We start from the raw sequence: 21,413 nt of genomic DNA, 5'->3' as shown, positions 1-21,413 counted from the left end.
ATAATAATGATATCATTCTAATATAATTAATGCAACGATTTTTGCGGGTGACTTTCGCAATATGTTTTGAATCTTCTGATCTGGTAAATACTACATAGAGAGTGTTGAGCAGGAGGTACTGGAATGGAAGGTTTGGGGTTTGGGTCACTACTGGCAATGATTCAGTTGGCTTTTGTATTGGTTGTTGGAATTTATTTCTGGACGATGTTAAGGCAGCAGTACTCGACGAGATCTGCTGTGGAGAAGGAGTCCGTGAAACAAAAAGAAAAGCTGCAAAGAATGCGTAAAATATCTTTGACGATCCCGCTGTCGGAAAAGACCAGACCGGAAGTCTTTGCGGAAATCATTGGACAAAAAGAAGGTGTGAAAGCACTTCGGGCTGCTTTATGTGGGCCGAATCCTCAGCATGTTCTACTGTACGGGCCTCCGGGTGTCGGCAAAACAGCCGCGGCCAGGCTTGTCCTTCAAGAAGCTATGAAAAATCCGCTCTCGCCGTTTAAAAGTGAGGCAAAATTTATTGAAATTGACGGTACGACGGCCAGATTCGATGAGAGAGGGATCGCTGATCCGCTGATCGGTTCTGTCCATGATCCAATTTATCAAGGCGCAGGTGCCATGGGGATGGCGGGGATACCACAGCCCAAGATGGGTGCTGTCACGAAAGCCCATGGCGGGATTCTTTTTATTGATGAAATTGGTGAACTTCACGCCATTCAAATCAATAAACTGCTTAAAGTGATGGAGGACCGCAAGGTTATTCTGGAAAGTTCCTATTATAGCTCTGAGGATAGCAATATCCCTGAGCACATCCACGATATTTTCCAAAACGGCTTGCCGGCAGATTTTAGAATGATCGGCGCGACGACCAGAAGACCGGAAGAAATACCAGCGGCAGTACGCTCACGCTGTATGGAAATTTTCTTCAGGGCGCTTCAGCCGGAGGAGATTGCGGTTATCGCCAAAAACGCTGCCGAAAAAATTGATATTGAGATCACAGACGGAGCATTGGAAGTTCTTAAAAAATATGCCACGAACGGCAGAGAAGCTGTCAATATCGTACAGCTGGCAGCCGGAGTCGTTCAAAATGAAGGCCATCGTTGTATTGATGAGGAGAATATCGAATGGGTGGTTATGACCGGACAATACACGCCAAGGCCTGAGAAAAAAATTCCACCTTTCCCCCAGATTGGATTGGTCAATGGCCTGGCAATCTACGGAGCAAACCTTGGCATGCTCCTGGAAATTGAGGTCACAGCCTACCCGGTCAAGAACCGTAAGGGGGAGCTCTATGTAACTGGAATTGTTGAAGAGGAAGAATCAGGTTATGAAGGTAAAAAAACGCGCCGGAAAAGCATGGCGCGCTCCTCGTTGGAAAATGTTTTGACCGTACTTTGCCGGGAGCATAAGATTGAACCGCGTCATTACGATATCCATGTCAATTTCCCCGGGGGAGTTCCAATGGATGGTCCATCTGCAGGCACAGCTATGGCGACAGCAGTGTATTCGGCAATTAAAAAATGCAAGGTGGATAATACCATAGCTATGACCGGGGAGTTATCGATCAGGGGAAGAGTAAAACCGGTTGGCGGGATCAGTGCAAAAATTGAGGCAGCCGTCCAGTCAGGGTGTAAAAAGGTATTTATTCCGCAGGAAAACTGGCAGGCCAGGTTTACTCACTGGGAAAAGGATATCCAGATCATTCCGGTGGAGACGCTCGATGAGATATTGAATGAAGTACTTCAACCCGCTTTGCCAGCCGCCAACATGGTCGAAGTGGATTTATCGGAAAAAGAGGTGTCGCTTAATAAGGTGCTGAAAAGGATAAAAATCCCATCCGGCAATTTGCATGAACAAGGTAAACCGTGTTAGAATATAGCACTGACAAGTCTTTTGAGGGGAGATAAATTATGCACGAAAGAGAGATACCGATCCTTCCGCTTAGAGGAATCCTTGTCTTTCCCTATATGGTGATTCATCTTGATGTCGGTAGGGAAAGATCCATGGCAGCCATTGAGGAAGCAATGCTTTTGGATCGCCAGATTCTTCTACTTTCACAAAAGGAAATGGAAATAGACAGCCCGACGACCGATGATCTGTATACTGTAGGCACAATTGTTGATATTAAACAGCTTTTGAGACTTCCCGGTGGGACAATGCGCGTTCTTGTCGAGGGGATCTGCCGTGCCCAGGTCATCGAATTTTTGACGGAAGATCCTTTCTTCAAAGCGCAGGTTGAAAAATTCCCCGGTAATGAGCGTATGACTCCCGAACACGAGAATATGACCAGGAGTCTAACACATCAGTTTGAGGAATATGCGCGTCTCAGCAAAAAAGTATCTCCCGAAGCGATCGGATCGGTGCTTGCTGTGAAAGAGCCTGGCCGGATGGCCGATTTAGTGGCTTCCCACCTGAATTTAAAGATAGAGGATAAACAGTCGGTTCTTGGTGCGATTGATGTTAATGAACGCCTGGAAAAGCTTACCGAACTAATTATGCGTGAAATCGAGATCCTTGAATTGGAAAGACGCATCGGGCTCAGAGTCAGAAAACAGATGGAAAAGGCCCAGAAAGAATACTATTTAAGGGAACAGATTAAAGCGATCCAGAAAGAACTGGGCGACAAGGATGAAAAACAGGCTGAAATTGAAGAATATAAAGAGAAGATCGAAAAGGCGAATCTGACGGATGAGGCCAGGGAGAAGGCTTTAAAAGAACTGGATCGCCTCGAAAAAATGGCTGCATCTTCCGCTGAAGGAACCGTTGTCCGGACGTATATTGACTGGATCATTGCTCTTCCCTGGAATAAAGAGAGCCGGGACAAAGCTGACATGCGCAAGGCTGAAAAAATATTGGAAGAAGATCACTATGGATTGGAAAAAGTCAAGGAGAGGATCCTGGAGTTTCTTTCCATCCGTAAATTGACGCCGAATATGCATAGCCCGATCCTTTGCTTCATTGGACCGCCAGGAGTAGGCAAGACCTCACTTGCCAAGTCTATCGCGAGGTCCCTGGACCGTAAGTTCGTCAGGATGTCACTGGGTGGCGTTCGCGATGAAGCGGAGATCAGGGGTCACCGCCGGACGTATATTGGGGCATTGCCGGGCAGGGTGATTCAGGGAATTCGCAAGGCGGAAACAAAAAATCCGGTTTTTCTTTTCGATGAAATAGACAAGATGTCTTCAGACTTTCGCGGGGATCCTGCTTCAGCCATGCTCGAAGTGCTTGATCCGGAGCAGAATCATTCCTATGCGGACCATTATCTGGAGATTCCTTTTGATCTTTCCAAAGTGTTGTTCATCATGACAGCCAACTATATAGAGAATATTCCGCGCCCGCTTTTGGACAGGATGGAAGTTATTCATTTAAGCGGTTATACCGAAGATGAAAAAGTCAATATTGCGGTCCGGCACCTCGTACCGAAGCAGATGAAAGCGCACGGCCTAAAAGAAAACATTGTCCGGCTAGATAGCGCGTGCGTTCTGAAGGTTGTCCGCGGTTATACTCGGGAATCCGGCGTCAGGAATCTGGAACGCGAAATTGCCAATGTATTACGCAAAGTTGCGGTCCGGGTCGTGAAAAAGGAATGGGAACCGAGGACACTGACTTCGGAAGATATTGAAACCCTGCTTGGAGCCCCCCGCTATTTTTACCGAACTGTGGGCTTTGAACCGGAAATCGGCGCCGCCGTCGGCCTAGCTTATACAGAAGTCGGCGGAGATGTACTGACCATTGAAGCTACGCCTCTAGCCGGCAAAGGCAGATTGACGCTGACTGGAAAACTTGGCGATGTGATGAAAGAATCAGCGCAGGCCGGACTGACGTTTGTCCGTTCCCAGGCTGAGGCTTTAGGGATAAGTAAGGATTTTTACGATCAGCTTGATTTGCACATCCATGTGCCGGAGGGAGCTGTACCAAAGGATGGACCGTCTGCTGGCATCACAATGGCGACGGCGATGGCTTCCGCGCTTTCTTCCAGAGCGGTCCGCCAGGATGTGGCGATGACCGGAGAGATCACCTTGCGCGGCAATGTGCTGCCAATCGGTGGTGTGAAGGAAAAAGTGCTGGCTGCACACAGGGCAGGGATCAAAACGATCATTCTTCCCGAAAAGAACCTGAAGGACTTGGAAGATATTCCGGAAGAAATCAGGAAGGAACTGGATTTTTATTTTGTAAAACGAATGGAGGAAGTTCTGGATATAGCCCTCCTTCCGTTTCCCAAATCACAGGAATTTCTGCCGCAGCTACCGGTCTACAATACGGACTTTTCGCAGCCTGAAAGCAGGCCGTTGTAAGCAACTCAAATAATCTGCTGCTAAACAGAGTTCAGTCCTATATACAATCAGACGGGAGACAGAGGGGCGTTTTAGGATCCTTTTTCAGAGGAGATAAAGAAAAACGTCCCTCTGTATTTACCTTTGTTTTCTAACCAGTCTAACCGGTCTCCCTGTGCATTTGTCTCCCTTGGATTAATCCCCATTTTGGAGTACAATATTAGCTGTTGATATTTAAGGATATAGTGGGGATATTGTACTGACGATGTCCCGTTGAGGTGATAGTGTGATTTTTCGTAAAGCAGAATTTGTGATTTCGGCAGTGAAGCCGCAGCAGTATCCTGAGGGATCTAGGCCGGAGCTGGCTGTTTCAGGCCGTTCCAATGTAGGGAAATCTTCTTTAATCAATAAGCTTGTCAACCGCAAGGCGCTGGCCAAGGTCGGCAAAACGCCCGGCAAAACGCAGACGATTAATTTTTTTAATATTAATGATGAATGGTATCTCGTTGATTTGCCGGGCTATGGCTATGCAAAAGTGGCTCAGGAGACCCGAATGCAGTGGGGGAAGATGATGCAGACGTACTTTCGTCTACGTGAAAATTTGAAAGGCGTCATTCAGCTGGTTGATATCCGTCATCAGCCGACCGAGGAAGATAGGATGATGATGGAAATGCTTAAGGTCAACAACATTCCTGTTCTGGTGGTAGCGACAAAAGCGGATAAAATTGCGAGGGGGCAGCGGCCCAAATATCTCAAAATTATTGCAGAATCTTTCAAAATGTCCGACTGGAAGACGATTATTCCATTTTCTTCGGAGGATGGTACCGGCCTTCAGGAATTGAATCAGGCCATGGATGATATTATCTTTTCTACGGAAGACAAACCCGGAGTGTAATCCGGAAGAATAATCGATGAAGAAGAGCAATAAATTTTGAAGAGTAATGCAAAATAAAACATAGAATACTTAAGAATTCCATGGAAAATAATAACATTAATAGCTTTGAAGTAATAGTTTAAGAAAAATAGTTTATTGAGCTAAAACGGGAGAGGAAAAATGATTGATATAATTTTTTTGGTTGTCAGTCTGGGTATTATTCTTCTTGGTGCAGAAGTGTTCACAAACGGAATAGAGTGGCTTGGCAGGAAGCTCAATTTGGGTGAAGGGGCTGTCGGAAGTATTTTTGCCGCAGTAGGGACCGCTTTGCCCGAAACATTGATTCCGATCCTCGCGATTCTGACCTCCAGTGGTGCAAGCGGGCACGACATTGGAATAGGGGCAATTTTAGGAGCGCCGTTTATGCTTGGAACACTTGCTTTTTTTGTCACAGGGATTGCGGTGCTGATATTCCGTAGAACAAACAGACCAATGTATATTCATCCGGAAGTCATCGAGCGGGATCTGAAGTTCTTTCTGATTGTCTATTCACTCGCAATCGTTGCTTCCTTCTTACCGACACATTCTTTGAAAATGCTGATTGTGATTATTCTTGTAGGGGCTTATTGTGCCTATGTTTACCGGACAATCAAATCAAGCCATGGTGAAGCGAATTTAGAAGAGGAACTTCCCGCGTGCTACTTCTCCCGCAGGGGGGAGCCTAGACTGATTGTCATATTTGTTCAGATCATAGCTGCGCTTGCAATTATCATTGCGGGCGCGGAACTGTTCATTAATTCTGTTCAGGCTGTATCCACGGCTGCCGGAATCCCCGTATTCATCCTGGCAATTATCATTACGCCGATTGCAACTGAACTGCCGGAGAAATTCAACAGTGTTCTCTGGGTGCGTCGTGGTAAAGACACATTGGCCATGGGAAATATCACCGGAGCAATGGTCTTCCAGAGCTCGGTCATTCCGGCAATTGGCATTTCGCTGACCTCCTGGGTTCTGGAACCGCTGGCCCTGGTCAGTGCGCTGCTTGCCCTAGCCTCTGCATCCCTTCAGTATTTTGTCATTGTCAAAACAAAAACCCTCTACCCTGCAATCCTGATGATTGGCGGGGTATTCTATGCAATCTTCTTATTCCTTTCCCTAAGAGCGATTTAACTCCGAACGGAAGGTATATAGAAAAAAATAGACAAATGTTCCCAAAATGATGAATAAAGGTTATCCCGGTTCTAATATATTATATTAGGATAATATACGAAACCGGGTGATTTTTTATGGGAACAAGCATTCTAAAAGGCATTACCATAGGTCTGCTCGTCACGGTCCTGACCCTTTTGGCCGTCCTGGTCACAACACTGGCTGGAATTGATGAAACGATCATCGCCTATCTTGTGGATTTTGGTCTATTGCTGAGTTGCCTGACTGCCGGTTTTCGAGCCAGCAGAGACTCAGGCCGGCTGCTTCCCGCAGGACTAGCTGCCGGGGGATATGCTGTGGCTGGCATACTGCTTTTGGCTCTTTATTTTCCAATTGAAAGCCTTGGGGCCGTCAAAATTATTTCCGAAGGAATAGGTCTTGGACTGCTGGCAGGGGTACTCGGTACAGGTTTTCTTGGTTCCGAACGTGTCTCTTATGGACGGCTGAACAATATACCGCATCCAAACAGTCTGATGCGATCCAAATGGCCGTTAGAGGAAGACAGGAAATTCACAGCTGATATTCGGAGCAATCCCAGTTGGTACGGTGAAAACCCAGATGCGGAAAGGACCCGGATCTACGAACTGTGCAGCAAAAAACCGGAACTCACGGATGAAGAGGAAGCTTTCAACTGGTGGGAAGTCGAAACAAAGAAGCAGCTTCGGCGGCGGTAATTGGTGCGCTGTAGTCAATCAACAGGACAGGATACCTTTTCCACTTGCATTGTTTCAGGGCAAACAAGCAAGAGGGAAAAGGTTTTTTCTTTATTGAAAGAAGCTTTGGTATAGGCAATTCATATATAGGAAAAGCTAAGTCAGATGATGAGCGCCGCGGTGGACAGAGGAAAGATGAAAGCATTAGCTGAAAACAGGGGTGCCGATAATGACGAAAAGAGAAAAAACCATCCTATTTTTCCTATTGACTTTTATTCTTCTGCTCAGGCTCTATCACATTAATGTTGGTCCTGTTGAAATTGAGGAGAGCTGGCGGCAAGCCGACACAGCATCCATCGCAAGGAATTTCGCAGGTTATGACTTTCACCCGTTTCATCCTAATTTGAACTACGACGGACCATTTCCAAATATTCCGGCGTTGGAAATTCAAGTTACGACCTATTTGATCGCGATCCTGTACAAAGTATTCGGCTATCATTATTTTCTGGCACGGGCTGTCCCCATTGCTTTTTTCTTGATCTCAGCCCTGTATCTGTATCTGCTGGCACGCCTGTATCTCGGGCGGAACGGAGCAGCTTATAGTCTTCTGATTTATGGGATCCTGCCGATTAATCTGTATTATTCCCGGGCGATTATGCCTGAGTCCGCAGCCCTGATGTTCTGGATCGGAGGATTTTACTATTTTAATCGGTGGATTATCAATCAAAACGATCACGATTATAGCGATCTGCAAAGCAAATACGGTTTGCTTATTTTAAGCTCGTTTTTTTTAGCTTTTGCAATCATGACCAAACCACCTGTGATTTTAATTGGAATCCCTATGATGTATCTCTGTTTTAAGTATTATGGTCGCAAATGGTTGAAAATGCGTATTTTTTGGATATACGGCTTCATTACGACAGCGATCCCAGCCTGCTACTACTATTTCAGTACTGCCGCTGCGGAATATAAATTTACACTGGGCATTACCCGTAATATTATCTTTAAGCAGGTGATTACCGCCTTTTACAGTCCGGAGGCACTTGACTTTTTTGTGGTAAATTTGCCTAAGGCCCTTGGAATAAGCGGGCTGCTTCTTTGCCTCGCAGGAATATTTTTTTTGCGGGAAAAGCAAAAAGTCTTTTTGCTCTGGTTTATCACGATGATTTTTGAGGCAATCCTGATTGTAAGTGAGATCCGGGCGTTTTATTACCTAATATTTTTGATGGTGCCGTGCTGTTTGTTGGCCGGTAATCTTTTGGCCAGGGCGGTTTCGGGTTCAGTTGGGAAAATTGCAGGAGTAGTATTGGTACTGCTCTTAATGAAGGAAAGTTATGATCTGGTCAAACCGATGTTCACCATCAACACGGTGATGGCGAAACAAGTAAACGTAGTAAAGCAGCTGACGGATCAGAACGATCTCCTAGTCGTCGGTTCTCTGGATCCGTGTCTGCTGGACTTAACGGACAGAAGAGGCTGGCGGTACAATCTTAGGCTGTATGCTGCAACACCCAAAGATCCTATTCAGGAACTGGATGATTATATTGCAAGGGGAGCCAAATATTTTGTGCCAATTCAGGGGAAAATATATGGGGATCAGGATGAGAAGTTAATGAGCTATATTGAAGGAAAATATCAGAAGCTCGAGGTCGTACAGGGCTACCCGATTTATGTACTAAAGTGAGCGGTGACTGCTTATCCGCAAACTTACGTTTATCTTTTGGCAATACTGCCTGGAGGAGGCGAGTGATATGAAGGTTCTGATTGGCTTGCCCGCCTACAATGAAGCAACCGGGATTATTCATTTATTCAACAGCATTGCATCCTACCGAGAGGTCAGCCGGTATAATATTCAGGTCCTGCTGGTGGATGACGGCAGCATCGATGATACTGCAGAAATTGTAAGCACTTACGCTCGAGATCATGGTTATGTAACACTGGTCAGGCACCACGGAAACAAGGGCCTCGGAGAAGCCGTCAAAACGATTTTACGTCATGCGCTGGAAACCCTGAAGGATGACGATGTCCTGGTTACCATGGATGCCGACAATACCCACAGTCCCCTGCTGATCGAGAGCATGATTGAAACGCTGAACAGTCGGGATCTTGACTTGGTTGTCGCCTCCAGATTTACTTCGGGAGGATATGAAATTGGGCTGAAAACCTTACGAAAGTTTTTCAGCCGGGGCGCCAGGTGTTTCTTTAAATTGTTTTTTCGCATCAAAAACCTCAATGATTATTCATCTGGCTACAGGGCTTACCGGGTGAGAGTAATCAGAAAGGCACAGGACCGCTGGAAAGAGCTGATTACGACCAACGGTTTTGACTGTATGGCCGAGATCGTTGCTAAATTCAGCAGGATGGAGGTTAAAGCCGGGGAGGTACCGCTTATTCTTCATTATCAACAGAAAGAAGGGGCCAGCAAAATGCAGGTGTCAAAGACAGTCAGAGGTTACTTTGCATTGCTGGCTAAGGTGAGATAAACGGATGATCTATTTGCTGGCCTTGATTTCCATTGCTCTGGGATCGACCGGGCAGTTCGTTCTTAAGCTGGCGGCAGGGGAACTTCGGCCGGACAGTGGGATATGGAACCTTGTTTATTCGATGATCAGTCCGAAGATGGTCTTTGCCGTGAGCTGTTTTGTTTTCAGCATGCTGATGTGGATATTTGTCCTGAGAAAGCTGGAGCTCAGTATTGCTTATCCAATGGTCAGTCTGGGCTATATCCTGGTAATGCTGCTTTCCTTTTTCTTTCTTCAGGAACAGGTTTCAGCTGCAAAGGTTGGTGGGACTTTATTGATTGTAGCCGGGGTCATCGTGCTAAACATGAAGTAATGTCCCGCTTAAAGAATTTCTGATAAAAAGATTACCTGAGTCCGTTGAACGGACTCAGGTAATCTTTTTATTGTCTGATGTGTTAAATCTATTCGTTTTCTAAATTTTTTAATATTTTAAAAGGAATATCATGTCGGGGCTTGAATCTTAGGCTTCATTGTTCTTTTCGGACGAGCTTTTACGGCCATTTCCTTGTAGTTGGGCGATTGGTTCGTTGTTTCTCTGGCAGCAGTGTCTTTCTTATTTGTGTCCTTAATTGCTTCGCTGTTTATTTCCTGGATGATGACCAAAATCATCGGACGTCTGCCGGTCTTCTGATAGAGGTGTCTTCCGACAATATCTTTGACCTTGTTTTTGATCGGGGCCCATTGATTGATACCCTTCTGCTGGCATTCCTGCATAGCCTCCCGGATCAGGTACCTGACTTCGCTGATGATTTCCTCCGACTCCCGTACATAAATAAACCCGCGGGTGACGACATCAGGTCCTGCGACCAATGCACCGGTCGGACGGCTGACAGTCAGGACAGTAATCAATATCCCATCCTGCGATAACTGTTTACGGTCACGCAGTACAATATTGCCGACATCACCAATTCCGAAGCCATCGATCAGAACTCTGCCTGCCGGAATACTTTCGGCCATTTTAGCGCCCTCGTCCGTGAATTCCAAAACACTGCCGTTTTCGGCAATAAAGATATTTTCTTTGGGGATGCCGACCTGCTGTGCGAGTTCAGCGTGCTTGACAAGCATGCGGTACTCACCATGGACAGGGAGGAAATATTTCGGTTTCACCATACTGAACATCAATTTAAGTTCTTCTTCACTGGCATGCCCCGAAACGTGCATTCCTGAAATCGGTTCATAGATGACATGCGCTCCGAGTTTGAGCAGCTGGTCGATATTGCGTGAAATGGCTTTCTCGTTGCCGGGAATCGCGCTGGCCGAAATAATGACCGTGTCGTTCTCACTGATTGAGATCTGGCGGTGGTCACCGCTGGCTATTCTGCTTAAAGCCGACATCGGTTCCCCTTGGCTGCCTGTGGTTAGGATGCAGAGCTGGTTGCCGGGATAATCCATTGCCTTGTCTACTTCAATTAGGGTGCCTTCCGGTATATCAAGATAACCCAAATCCATCGCGATATTAATGACATTGACCATGCTTCGTCCGATTGCGGCAACTTTGCGTTGGCATTTGACCGCAGCGGAAATCGCCTGCTGCAGCCTGTTGATATTTGAAGCAAAACTAGCAAAGATAATCCGTCCTTCGGCGTGGAAAAAGGCTTCATCAATATTTTGGCCGACAGACCGCTCGGACATGGTAAAGCCGGGACGGTCGACATTCGTGCTGTCGGACATCAGGCATAGAACGCCGTGTTCCCCTAGCTCGGTAAATTTGTGTATATCCAGGACATCACCACTGACAGGCGTATGGTCGAGCTTAAAATCTCCGGTATGGACAATGGTACCGATCGGTGTATGGATTGCCAGGCCGACAGAGCCTGGAATACTGTGGCTGATGTTGATGAATTCGACCCGGAAAGCGCCGAGCCGGACCGTGTCATTCGGATGAATGACATTGAGTGTCACTTTTGTAATATTTGCTTCCTTCAGTTTGGACTGAATCAGGCCAATTGTAAGGCGTGTCCCATAAACAGGGACATTGAGATCCTTCAATAAATAAGGGAGAGCCCCAATGTGATCTTCATGGCCATGAGTGATGAGTATCCCAGCAACCATTGCCTGGTTTTCAATCAAATACGTATAGTCCGGAATCACGATGTCAATACCTAAGAGGTCTTCATTCGGAAATGTTAGACCAGCATCAACCAGGATAATTTTATTATTATACCGGATGACGGTCATGTTCTTGCCGATTTCCCCGAGACCTCCGAGAGGAATAATTTGCAGTTTATTCTCTTTTGTCAAAAACTTTTACCTCCATATTTTGTGTTGCGTCAAACAAGCAGAAAACAAGCCAAAATACGGTTAAACCCAAACGCCCCGGTGTTTAAGCATATTTCAGTAATTTTTTATTAGCCGTTCTGAGGCACATTAACTATTATTATATCACGTATTTATGTTTTTAAACAAATATTACCTGGGAAACCTTTCTAATACAATTTGAATGCAAATTGGGCCCTTTCGCTTAAAACCTTTTGACTTTTTTATGCTGCCTCAGTATAATAAAGAAAACTTTGCTGGCGCAAAGCCTTTTGTTGTTGGCGGCAGTATCGAATTTAGAGTGGGATTGGCAGAGGGGCTGAAAGATTTCCCGATTCATTGCCGGCTGGAACCGTACAACCGTATACTATTCCGGTATGAAGTATGTTATGTGAGTCTTTCGTCCTTTGGGCCGGAAGATTTTTTTGGTTCGAAAGGAGCCTTTTTATGAGTGAGGATCAACAGATGGCCAAAACATATGATCCTGGCCAGGTAGAGGAAAAATGGTATGAATATTGGGAACAAAACGGATTTTTTACGCCCAAAGTTGAACCGGAGCAGAAACCTTTCAGCATTGTGATGCCGCCGCCGAATGTAACCGGGTCTTTGCATCTCGGACACGCGATGGATAACACGCTGCAGGATATTCTGGCCCGTTATAAAAGAATGCAGGGATATAATACGTTATGGCTTCCCGGTACAGACCACGCGGGCATTGCCACCCAGGCCAAAGTCGAAGAACAGCTGGCCAAAGAAGGAACGAACAGACACGAACTTGGAAGAGAAAAATTTCTGGAAAGAGTCTGGGCCTGGAAAGAACAGTATGGCGGTACAATCACCCGTCAGCTGCGCAAGCTGGGTGCTTCCTGTGATTGGTCACGGGAACGGTTTACTATGGACGAAGGATGTTCCAAGGCTGTAAGAGAAGTCTTTGTCAACCTGTACAACAAAGGCCTGATTTATAGAGGAAATTATATTGTCAATTGGTGTTCCAAGTGCCATACGACCATTTCAGATATTGAAGTCGAACATAATGAACGGGAAGGGAACTTGTGGCATATCCGTTATCCGGCAGCGGATGGCGGAGAAGGCGTTATTGTGGCAACGACACGTCCCGAAACGATGCTTGGAGACGTAGCAGTCGCCGTACACCCTGAGGATGAACGGTACCGGCATCTTGCAGGAAAGAATGTGATCCTTCCTTTAGTGAAAAGAGAGATTCCGGTGATTACCGACGAATATGTCGAGAAGGAATTTGGCACCGGCGCAGTCAAAATTACGCCTGCGCATGACCCAAATGACTTTGAGATGGGCCTCCGTCATCATCTGGAGCAGATTAATATCATGAACAGTGATGCCACCATCAATGAAAACGGCGGCAAGTACCAGGGGCTAGATCGTTACGAAGCACGTCGTCGGATCGTTAAAGATCTGGAGGAACTCGGTCTTTTAGTTAAGATAGAACCGCATACCCATGCAGTGGGCGAGTGTTACCGCTGTTCCACAGTAGTTGAGCCCCGAGTCAGCAGGCAGTGGTTTGTAAAAATGAATCCTTTGGCTGAACCGGCAATTAAAGTCGTGCAAGATGGCGATCTGCAGTTTGTGCCTGACCGTTTTGCAAGGATCTATACAGGCTGGCTGGAAAATATCCGGGATTGGTGCATCTCCCGGCAGCTCTGGTGGGGTCATCGTATTCCGGTTTGGTATTGTCAGGATTGCGGAGCTGAAGTTTGCGTGAAAGAGGATCCGGCGGCATGTCCGAAATGCGGAAGCCATCACCTGCAGCAGGATCCCGATGTTCTGGATACGTGGTTTTCTTCAGCGCTCTGGCCGTTTTCGACCATGGGATGGCCCGAAAATACCGCTGAACTGGAACAGTTTTATCCGACGAGTGTTCTGGTTACCGGCAGGGATATTATTTTCTTCTGGGTAGCCCGGATGATTTTTATGGGACTGGAATTCCGGGAAGATGTTCCGTTCCACAAGGTAATGATTCACGGGTTGGTTCTCGACCCGCAGGGGCGCAAGATGAGTAAATCACTTGGCAACGGTGTCGATCCGATTGAAGTCATTAATCAATATGGCGCGGACACCCTGAGGTTTATGCTGATTACCGGCAACACGCCGGGTAATGATCTGAGATTCCATTTTGAAAAACTAGAGTCTACCAGAAACTTTTTGAATAAAATCTGGAATGCCTCCCGTTTTGTGCTGATGAATCTTGAGGACTACCAACCGGAAGCTAAGGAATCGCCTGCCGGATCGGATGCTGCTGAGCTTACCCTGGCAGACAAATGGATCCTGTCGCGCTATGAAGATACGGTTCAGAATGTCACAGCTGCTTTAGAGCGATTTGACCTTGGGGAAGCCGGCAGAATGCTCTATGAATTTATCTGGAATGAATATTGTGACTGGTACATCGAGCTGACCAAAAAACGGCTCTATATGAAAGAAAACCAGTCTGAACGCCAGATTGCCCAGCGCATTCTCTTTGAAGTACTGGAAGGGACCATGAGACTGCTTCACCCGTTTATGCCGTTCTTAACTGAGGAGATCTGGCAGCATCTGCCTGTTAAAGGTAAAACGATTGTGCTCAGCTCCTGGCCCAAAGTTGAAGGGTATCGCAACGAGCAGGTTGAAAAAGATATGAATATCCTGATGGATATTATTCGGGCAGTGCGCAATATCCGGGCAGAAATGGGTGTCGCTCCGGGCCGCAGGGCAGATATCCTGCTCGTAGCTCCCGAAAAAGATATGCTCGCAGTTCTGCAAAGCGGCTTTGCGGATATTCGTCAGCTTGCAGTTGCAGAAGCTATCACAATTCTGCAGCAGATGGAGAATAAACCGCCACAGTCCGCAAGTGCGGTCCTTACTGGTGTTACCGTTTATATCCCACTGAAGGGGCTGCTTGACTTGGACAAAGAAGTGTCCAAGGTTCGCAAGGAAATCGAAAATACGATCAAGGAACAGAAAAGGTTGGAAGACAAGCTCGGCAACCTGGGGTTTACCTCGAAAGCGCCGGAAGAGGTCGTCCAAAAGGAAAGAGAGAAGCTGGATGATATCATGGCCAGAATGCGTTCTTTGAAACTCAGACTATCTGATTTAAGCGAAGAGCTTGAATAAATCTTGCAAAGGATTGAGGATAATGACGGGATACGAAGAGACGCAGGAATATATCAAGAACCTGACGAAATTTGGCATAAACCTCGGATTGGAGCGCATTAAGGCTTTGCTGGAGCGTCTGGACCACCCGGAAAGAAAAATCAAAGTCATTCATATTGGTGGCACTAACGGAAAAGGTTCGACGACCGTGATGCTCCAGTCGATTCTGAAACAGGCCGGTTATAAAGCAGGAATGTTTACGTCCCCTCACCTTCATGATTTTCGGGAAAGAATCACGATCAACGGGGAGATGATTTCACGGGAAGATGTAGTTTCAGGCATTAATAGGCTGAAACCTCATCTTGAGGAAATGGAGCGTCTTGGGATTGAACATCCGACCGAATTTGAAGTCTGTACGGCGCTGGCTCTGTGTTATTTTGCCGAGAAACAACCCGATCTCGTCCTTCTTGAGGTTGGTCTCGGCGGTGAAATTGATTCTACCAATGTGGTTACGCCTTTAATATCCGTGCTGACCAGTATTGGGATGGACCATATGGATTATCTTGGAGATACGCTTGAAGCGATCGCCGGGGTAAAGGCCGGCATTATTAAGGAGAACGTTCCGGTGATCACATCTTCGGACAGGCCGGAAGTTTTGAAGGTCATTGAGGACCGGGCTGCCCAAAAAGGATCCAGGCTGATTGAGGTAGGCCGCGATGTACACTGGCAGCATGCTGCCGATGGCTTGTGGCGTTTTTCCTATGAAGGTTTGTACTGGTCTTATTCAGACCTGGAACTTGCACTTCTTGGGGAACATCAGTTTACCAATGCAGCGGCTACGTTGGCAATCTGCGAAGTGTTAGTCGAAACGTATTCTCTGAATATCCCTGAAAACGCTGTCAGGGAAGGTCTCAAGGCAGTCCGCTGGCCAGGTAGACTGGAAATCTTGTTGCAGAATCCTAAAGTTCTCCTGGACGGGGCACATAATGCCGATGGGATGCTATCTCTGGCTAAAGCCCTTCAACAATACGCCGACGGACCATTGAGAAGGAACCGGTTGTTGCTTTGTCTCGGTATGCTTAGGGACAAAGAAATAGAAAAAGCCGTTGAGATTATCGCACCGCTGGCCGATGAAATCATCGTAACAAAGCCGGATTCCCCAAGGGCTGGGGACTGGGAGTATGTAGCAAGAATCGCACAGAAGTATCTGGCACAGGAAAACGTATTGACGGTCGAAGATCCTGCCGAAGCAGTAAGAAAAGGGCTTGAAAAAATGAAGCCGGATGATCTGCTTTGTGTCACCGGCTCCCTGTATATGATTTCCGGGGTAAGAAAATTTTTGTTGGATCATTATATTTATTGCCGCTCCTTCATATGATCTGAATAAAAAGATTTGAAGGAGTTGCCTGATGGAAAAAAAATTTAGATCAGGTGTTTTGATTTCAATTATAATGGTAATACTAGGATTATCTGCTGTCGGCTGCTTTGTATGGCATACAGGAAAGATGTTTGTCGGGCTTGTTTCCTCAGAGACTACCGCAACCTCAGAAAATCCGTCAAAAACAAGCAGCGAGATTCTCAATTTGCCGGAAATCAAACTTTGGACCTGTCAGATCGGTGTTTATAAGGATAAAAAAAATGCCGAAGCATTGCTGCAGAATTTGCATAACAAGGGTTGCCAGGCCGTAATAATCAGCAAGGAGCCTTATCAGGTTGCGGTGGGCGCCTTTGGCTCTGATGAAGAGGCACTTTCTTATTACCAGGGCTTATTAGAAAACGGCATTGATTCATGGGTCAGGGAAGTGACGTATCCTGCTTTACACTATAAGGTCAGTGGCAGCGAAACGGAAACAGTATTGAAAATCCTCGAACTAGCGAATTCATTATGTGCAAATCTAGGACAAGACTATGACCGAACTGATGCAGCAGATAGAATCCGGAATGTTATAAACAGTGATTATCCGGAAGATTTCAGGCATTTGCAGGATGATTTGAGTACCCTTAATGCTTCCCTGGATAGTCAGGGAAATTCTCAATATAAATATAATCAGCAGCTTCTTCAAGTCTTTGCTGAGTATAAATGGGTTACTTACAAGTATTTTGAACAGAATCCCTGATTATTTTAAGTAAGGGTCAAAAACATTATTAGTACAGTAATATCTTGTGTTTCCTTCCGTTTAATTGCATTTTCTTTGGCTAGTGATATAATTAACTTATCTTTGAAGTCAGACGAAATGGGGGATTTGGATTTGAAAACATTGAAAATTCCTGAAGCAACCATTATAAGGCTTTCCGTATATTCTCGTTACTTAACAGAGATAGACCGCAAAGGAATCATAACGATTTCTTCAGGTGATATTGCTGAAGGAGTAGGTGTAAGTCCTGCTCAGGTTCGTAAAGACCTTGCTTATTTTGGCGAGTTTGGAATCCGCGGAGTAGGTTACAATGTCAAAGACCTGCATAAAAACATTCTTCGGATCATGGGGCTCAGCAATGAGTGGAGCGTCTGCCTCGTAGGACTGGGCAACCTCGGACTGGCCCTGAGTACGTATAAGGGTTTTAAAGAACGCGGATTTTCGATCATCAATATTTTTGACAACGATCCGCAAAAAATTGGGATGAGGATTAACGATATCGAAGTATTGCCGATTGATAAGATGGAAGAAGTCGTCGCCCAAAATCAGATCCAAATTGGGGCAATCACTGTCCCGGCATCCGCGGCCCAGGAAATTGTTGATAAACTTGTTAAAGGCGGAGTCCAGGCCATTTTGAATTTTGCGCCTGTGGTTTTAAATGTTCCTCCCACTGTGGAACTCAGAAATGTTGATTTGTCTGTAAACCTTGAAGTTCTGACATTCAATCTGGGCGGAAAAATGGCTTAAGAACATTGTTTTTCTAAAAATATGACAGCATGGAATCTCATATGGAAATTAAGGAAGGTATTCCCGATATGCTAACACTGGATACCTTCTTTTTTGTTTTTCTGTTGTACGAAGAAAGATTCTACATTTGGAATTTATAAAGATTCAATCCCCAGTCTCTATATGATGGCTAGACTAACCCGAGAATAGCTACTTAACAAAATATCAAGCCAAAGGCTTTATTAATTTCACATTTACAGGTAAAATGAATTATTAAACACTTTTAAGCAATTCTTAGATGTACAGAGTATTTTTGGGAGGGAAGAGAATGGCGGACAAGCATATTTCAATTTATGACACGACGCTGAGGGACGGAGCTCAGGGAGAAGGCATCCACTTCTCGGCCAAAGATAAGTTTTTCTATATGCAAAAGATGATTGAAGCCGGTATCGACTATGTGGAAGCCGGCTGGCCAGGTGCGAATCCTAAAGATAATGAGTTTTACCGTGCGATGTCATCCTGGACGGATTTTGCCGAGAATGAAGACTGGCGTTCTCGGACGAGAGTCGTTGCATTCGGCAGCACCTGCAGGGTCGGCGAATCTCCGGAAAAAAGTGATTTATTGAACGGACTGATTGCTTCCGGAGCAGATACTCTGACGATTTTTGGAAAGACCTGGAAGCTCCATGTTGAGACGGTCTTAAGAACAAGTCTGCAAGAAAACTTAAGAATTATCAGAGAATCTGTCGAATATCTTGTGAAAGCCGGCAAAGAAGTTTTTTTTGATGCGGAACACTATTTTGACGGTTGGCAGGATGACCCTGCTTTTGCGTTAAGCTGTCTGGAAGCCGCTATGCTTGGCGGAGCGAAAGGGCTTGTCCTCTGCGACACGAATGGCGGCACCTATACCAGGGAAATCACGAACGGGGTGCAGGTTGTCAGGAAGGAGCTTTCCCCTGTCGTACTTGGTATTCATACTCACAATGATGGAGGACTGGCTGTTATAAATACGCTGGCGGCTGTTGAGGCAGGAGTGAATCAGATCCAGGGAACCTGGAATGGTTTCGGGGAACGCTGCGGCAATGCAAACTTAAGCACGCTGATACCCTGGCTGCAGCTGAAATTAGGCTATCATCTTCTTGAACCTGAGGTTCTGCACAATATTTCTTATTTAAGCAGGTATGTGGCGGAACTAGCCAATTATCCGTTTGATGAGAAACAACCGTTTGTGGGCAGAAGCGCATTTGCCCATAAAGCGGGTATGCATGTCGATGCGGTTATGAAGAACAACAAAACCTTTGAGCACATTGACCCTGCTTCAGTCGGGAATGAACGTCGGGTCCTGATCTCAGATCAATCCGGAAAAGCAAACTTGTGTTTGAAAATGCGCCGGTTCAGACCTGAGATTGAAAAAGATGATCCGCTCGTGGAACTGGCGATGGAAAGAATCAAGAATGCCGAAAACGAAGGATTTCAGTATGAGACAGCAGAGGGCAGCCTGGATCTGCTATTAATGGAGATCATGGGCAAATATGAACAGCCGTTTACGCTTGAAGATTATCATGTTTGGAGTGATCCGCTGCGCGGTGAGCTTGACTCAGTAGCAGTCGTGAAAGTGCAGGTGGAAGACAAACAGGTTCATATTGCAGCCGAAGGAGACGGGCCGGTTCATGCGCTTGACCAAGCTCTCAGAAGCACTTTGGGTGCCTTCTTCCCGGCTATTGAAGAGAGTGAGCTGACAGACTATAAAGTTAGGGTTCTTGACGGCTCCAGGGGCACAGGTTCAGTTGTCCGGGTTGTAGTTGAAACGAAGCATGGTGTCAATACCTGGGGAACGATCGGGGTATCCAGTAATATTATTAAGGCCAGTGCCAAAGCGCTGCTTGATGCACTTTATCTGGTTATCTTAAGCTCTCGGGGTAAGGCATAGACTTTTGCATTTTGTCGTAAGAGTGTTAATACACGCTGGACTTGTCAAAAAAAGGGAATAATGCTAGACTAATAGGAGAATTAACAGCCGGGGAACGATGACCCTGGCTTGTTAAATATTTACTTCATTCATGCTCCGTTCACAGCGGAACGGTGATCCATAGACTGATCATAAGTTCGGGCAGGAGGGCTTCGTAAGTATTAATTGTTTATAGCGATGTAGATGATTGTGAAGGAATAGAAAGATGCTTGGGATGTGACAGATGATGTTGGTTTTGGCTTCGGCTTCACCGCGGAGGCGTGAGCTTCTGGAGGAATGGGGATATGACTTCAGACTTGTCAGTGCTCCGGTCTGCGAAACTCTTCCGCCTGGTGTTTTGCCTGACATAGGCGTACAGGATCTTGCCAGACGCAAGGCGCTTTCCGGATTTGAAGCGTGGCTTGATTTACGCGGTTCTGCGGATGATCTGGTTTTGGGTGCCGATACCATTGTAGTGTTAGACAACAAGATATTCGGAAAGCCTGCTAATGAGGAGGAAGCAGAACAAATGCTTCTTGACTTAAGCGGAAAAACCCACCGGGTGATGACCGCGATTGCACTAGCCGCAATGGACAAAGTTCGTCAGCAGATCAGCGTGGAGACTGCTGTTGAGATTACAACTGTGTCTTTTCGGGAACTGAAGGTCCAGGAAATTAAGGACTATATTGCGACAGGCGAACCGATGGATAAAGCAGCCGCTTATGGGATTCAGGGTAAAGCTGCCGGGTTTGTGACAGCAGTCAGTGGTTCCTGGACGAATGTGGTCGGACTACCAATGGAGCTTCTGGTACGAAAGCTTAAGGATAGGGAGATTTCCCCTAAAAAATGAAAGATACCTTGAAGCATGAGGAAAAAGAGATGAATTACCGCCGGCTAAAGGACTTGCCTAAAGATTTAAAACCAAGGGAACGTCTTCATCAGCATGGTCCGGAAAACCTATCCACCAAAGAAATCCTGGCGATACTGCTGAGAACCGGTTCGAGAGGAGAAAATGTCCTAGAACTATCTGAACGGATCTTGACAGAAACGGGCGGACTGACTGGTCTGGCTAGATTATCCGTTGATGAATTAAAACAGGTCCACGGCATCGGACCGGCCAAAGCTGCTCAAGTTAAGGCAGCCTTGGAAATCGGCAAACGGAGTGTCTGCACTGATCCGCTGTCACGCCCGGTGATCAACGCGCCATCAGACGCGGCTGATCTAGTCATGGAGGAGATGCGGAAGCTCGATCGGGAACACTTCAGGATCATGCACTTAAGCACCCGAAACAACGTTCTGGGCATAAGTCCTGTATCGGTCGGATCTCTCAATTCATCCATTGTGCATCCTAGGGAGTGTTTCAAGGATGCCATCCGGCGTAACGCAAATACAATTATCTTGCTGCATAATCATCCTAGTGGTGATCCTTCCCCCAGCAGGGAAGACCTTGATATTACCAGGAGGCTTGCCGAAGGCGGAAAAATATTAGGGATTGAGGTATTGGATCATATCATCATTGGGGATAAAAAGTATGTTAGCCTGAAAGAACAGGGAGTCATCTAGTCCGACGATTAATCCGACGGTACCACTGTTGAAAAAAGACCTTAAATGTAAAAAAATAATAAATAATAGGAAATATTCATTAATTTGAATGCAAAAAAATGATATAATAAAACGATGTCATAGCAATACGAAATATGGTATGAAAAATTCCACT

At 46.0% G+C, this 21,413-nt stretch carries 16 protein-coding genes; 15 read left to right on the top strand and 1 reads right to left on the bottom strand.

The window, feature by feature from the left end; genetic code table 11:
• Window positions 1-123: 123 nt before the first annotated feature.
• The 8 genes from lonB to C1I38_RS05250 all read left to right on the top strand — a co-directional run bounded on the left by lonB (window position 124) and on the right by C1I38_RS05250 (window position 9,842).
• Entirely contained in the window at window positions 124-1,869 is a 1,746-nt protein-coding gene (gene lonB, locus C1I38_RS05285; RefSeq protein WP_020491423.1) for an ATP-dependent protease LonB, read from the top strand.
• 38 nt (window positions 1,870-1,907) lie between these two features.
• A complete protein-coding gene (lon, locus tag C1I38_RS05280) occupies window positions 1,908-4,292 on the top strand; it encodes an endopeptidase La (RefSeq protein ID WP_119775934.1) in 2,385 nt (794 codons plus the stop codon).
• A 265-nt stretch (window positions 4,293-4,557) separates the two neighbouring features.
• A complete protein-coding gene (gene yihA, locus C1I38_RS05275; protein ID WP_119775935.1) occupies window positions 4,558-5,166 on the top strand; it encodes a ribosome biogenesis GTP-binding protein YihA/YsxC in 609 nt (202 codons plus the stop codon).
• A 159-nt stretch (window positions 5,167-5,325) separates the two neighbouring features.
• Complete coding sequence (locus C1I38_RS05270) at window positions 5,326-6,315, top strand: sodium:calcium antiporter (protein WP_119775937.1); 990 nt, start codon at window positions 5,326-5,328, stop codon at window positions 6,313-6,315.
• 116 nt (window positions 6,316-6,431) lie between these two features.
• Window positions 6,432-7,028 carry a hypothetical protein gene (locus C1I38_RS05265; RefSeq protein WP_020491427.1) on the top strand — a complete coding sequence of 199 codons (597 nt, stop codon included), beginning with the start codon at window positions 6,432-6,434 and terminating at the stop codon, window positions 7,026-7,028.
• A 208-nt stretch (window positions 7,029-7,236) separates the two neighbouring features.
• A complete protein-coding gene (locus tag C1I38_RS05260) occupies window positions 7,237-8,691 on the top strand; it encodes a glycosyltransferase family 39 protein (RefSeq protein ID WP_243103709.1) in 1,455 nt (484 codons plus the stop codon).
• A 67-nt stretch (window positions 8,692-8,758) separates the two neighbouring features.
• Entirely contained in the window at window positions 8,759-9,490 is a 732-nt protein-coding gene (locus C1I38_RS05255; RefSeq protein ID WP_020491429.1) for a glycosyltransferase family 2 protein, read from the top strand.
• A 4-nt stretch (window positions 9,491-9,494) separates the two neighbouring features.
• A complete protein-coding gene (locus tag C1I38_RS05250) occupies window positions 9,495-9,842 on the top strand; it encodes an EamA family transporter (protein ID WP_020491430.1) in 348 nt (115 codons plus the stop codon).
• 128 nt (window positions 9,843-9,970) lie between these two features.
• On the opposite strand, the gene C1I38_RS05245 is transcribed toward C1I38_RS05250, so the two are convergent.
• Window positions 9,971-11,770 (bottom strand): ribonuclease J, encoded by a 1,800-nt coding sequence (locus C1I38_RS05245; protein ID WP_119775962.1) that lies wholly within the window; start codon window positions 11,768-11,770, stop codon window positions 9,971-9,973.
• A gap of 462 nt (window positions 11,771-12,232) precedes the next feature.
• Here C1I38_RS05245 and C1I38_RS05235 point away from each other — a divergent pair, with 462 nt between their 5' ends.
• The 7 genes from C1I38_RS05235 to radC all read left to right on the top strand — a co-directional run bounded on the left by C1I38_RS05235 (window position 12,233) and on the right by radC (window position 21,259).
• Entirely contained in the window at window positions 12,233-14,908 is a 2,676-nt protein-coding gene (locus tag C1I38_RS05235) for a valine--tRNA ligase (RefSeq protein ID WP_119775966.1), read from the top strand.
• Between the two features lie 22 nt (window positions 14,909-14,930).
• Entirely contained in the window at window positions 14,931-16,265 is a 1,335-nt protein-coding gene (locus tag C1I38_RS05230) for a folylpolyglutamate synthase/dihydrofolate synthase family protein (RefSeq protein ID WP_119775968.1), read from the top strand.
• A gap of 31 nt (window positions 16,266-16,296) precedes the next feature.
• Window positions 16,297-17,004: an SPOR domain-containing protein gene (locus tag C1I38_RS05225; RefSeq protein ID WP_119775969.1), complete on the top strand. Its 708-nt coding sequence runs from the start codon at window positions 16,297-16,299 to the stop codon at window positions 17,002-17,004.
• Between the two features lie 132 nt (window positions 17,005-17,136).
• Window positions 17,137-17,769, top strand: coding sequence for a redox-sensing transcriptional repressor Rex (locus tag C1I38_RS05220; RefSeq protein ID WP_026156264.1), 633 nt, complete (start codon window positions 17,137-17,139; stop codon window positions 17,767-17,769).
• 307 nt (window positions 17,770-18,076) lie between these two features.
• Window positions 18,077-19,678 (top strand): citramalate synthase, encoded by a 1,602-nt coding sequence (gene cimA / locus C1I38_RS05215; protein ID WP_119775971.1) that lies wholly within the window; start codon window positions 18,077-18,079, stop codon window positions 19,676-19,678.
• A gap of 262 nt (window positions 19,679-19,940) precedes the next feature.
• Window positions 19,941-20,546, top strand: coding sequence for a Maf family protein (locus tag C1I38_RS05210; RefSeq protein ID WP_119775973.1), 606 nt, complete (start codon window positions 19,941-19,943; stop codon window positions 20,544-20,546).
• Between the two features lie 29 nt (window positions 20,547-20,575).
• A complete protein-coding gene (radC, locus tag C1I38_RS05205) occupies window positions 20,576-21,259 on the top strand; it encodes a DNA repair protein RadC (RefSeq protein WP_026156266.1) in 684 nt (227 codons plus the stop codon).
• Window positions 21,260-21,413 lie beyond the last annotated feature (154 nt).

Source organism: Dehalobacter sp. 12DCB1 (assembly GCF_004343605.1).
GTDB lineage: Bacteria > Bacillota > Desulfitobacteriia > Desulfitobacteriales > Syntrophobotulaceae > Dehalobacter.
The sequence above is the reverse complement of the archived record's forward strand: the minus strand, read 5'-3'. Positions and strand labels throughout refer to the sequence as shown.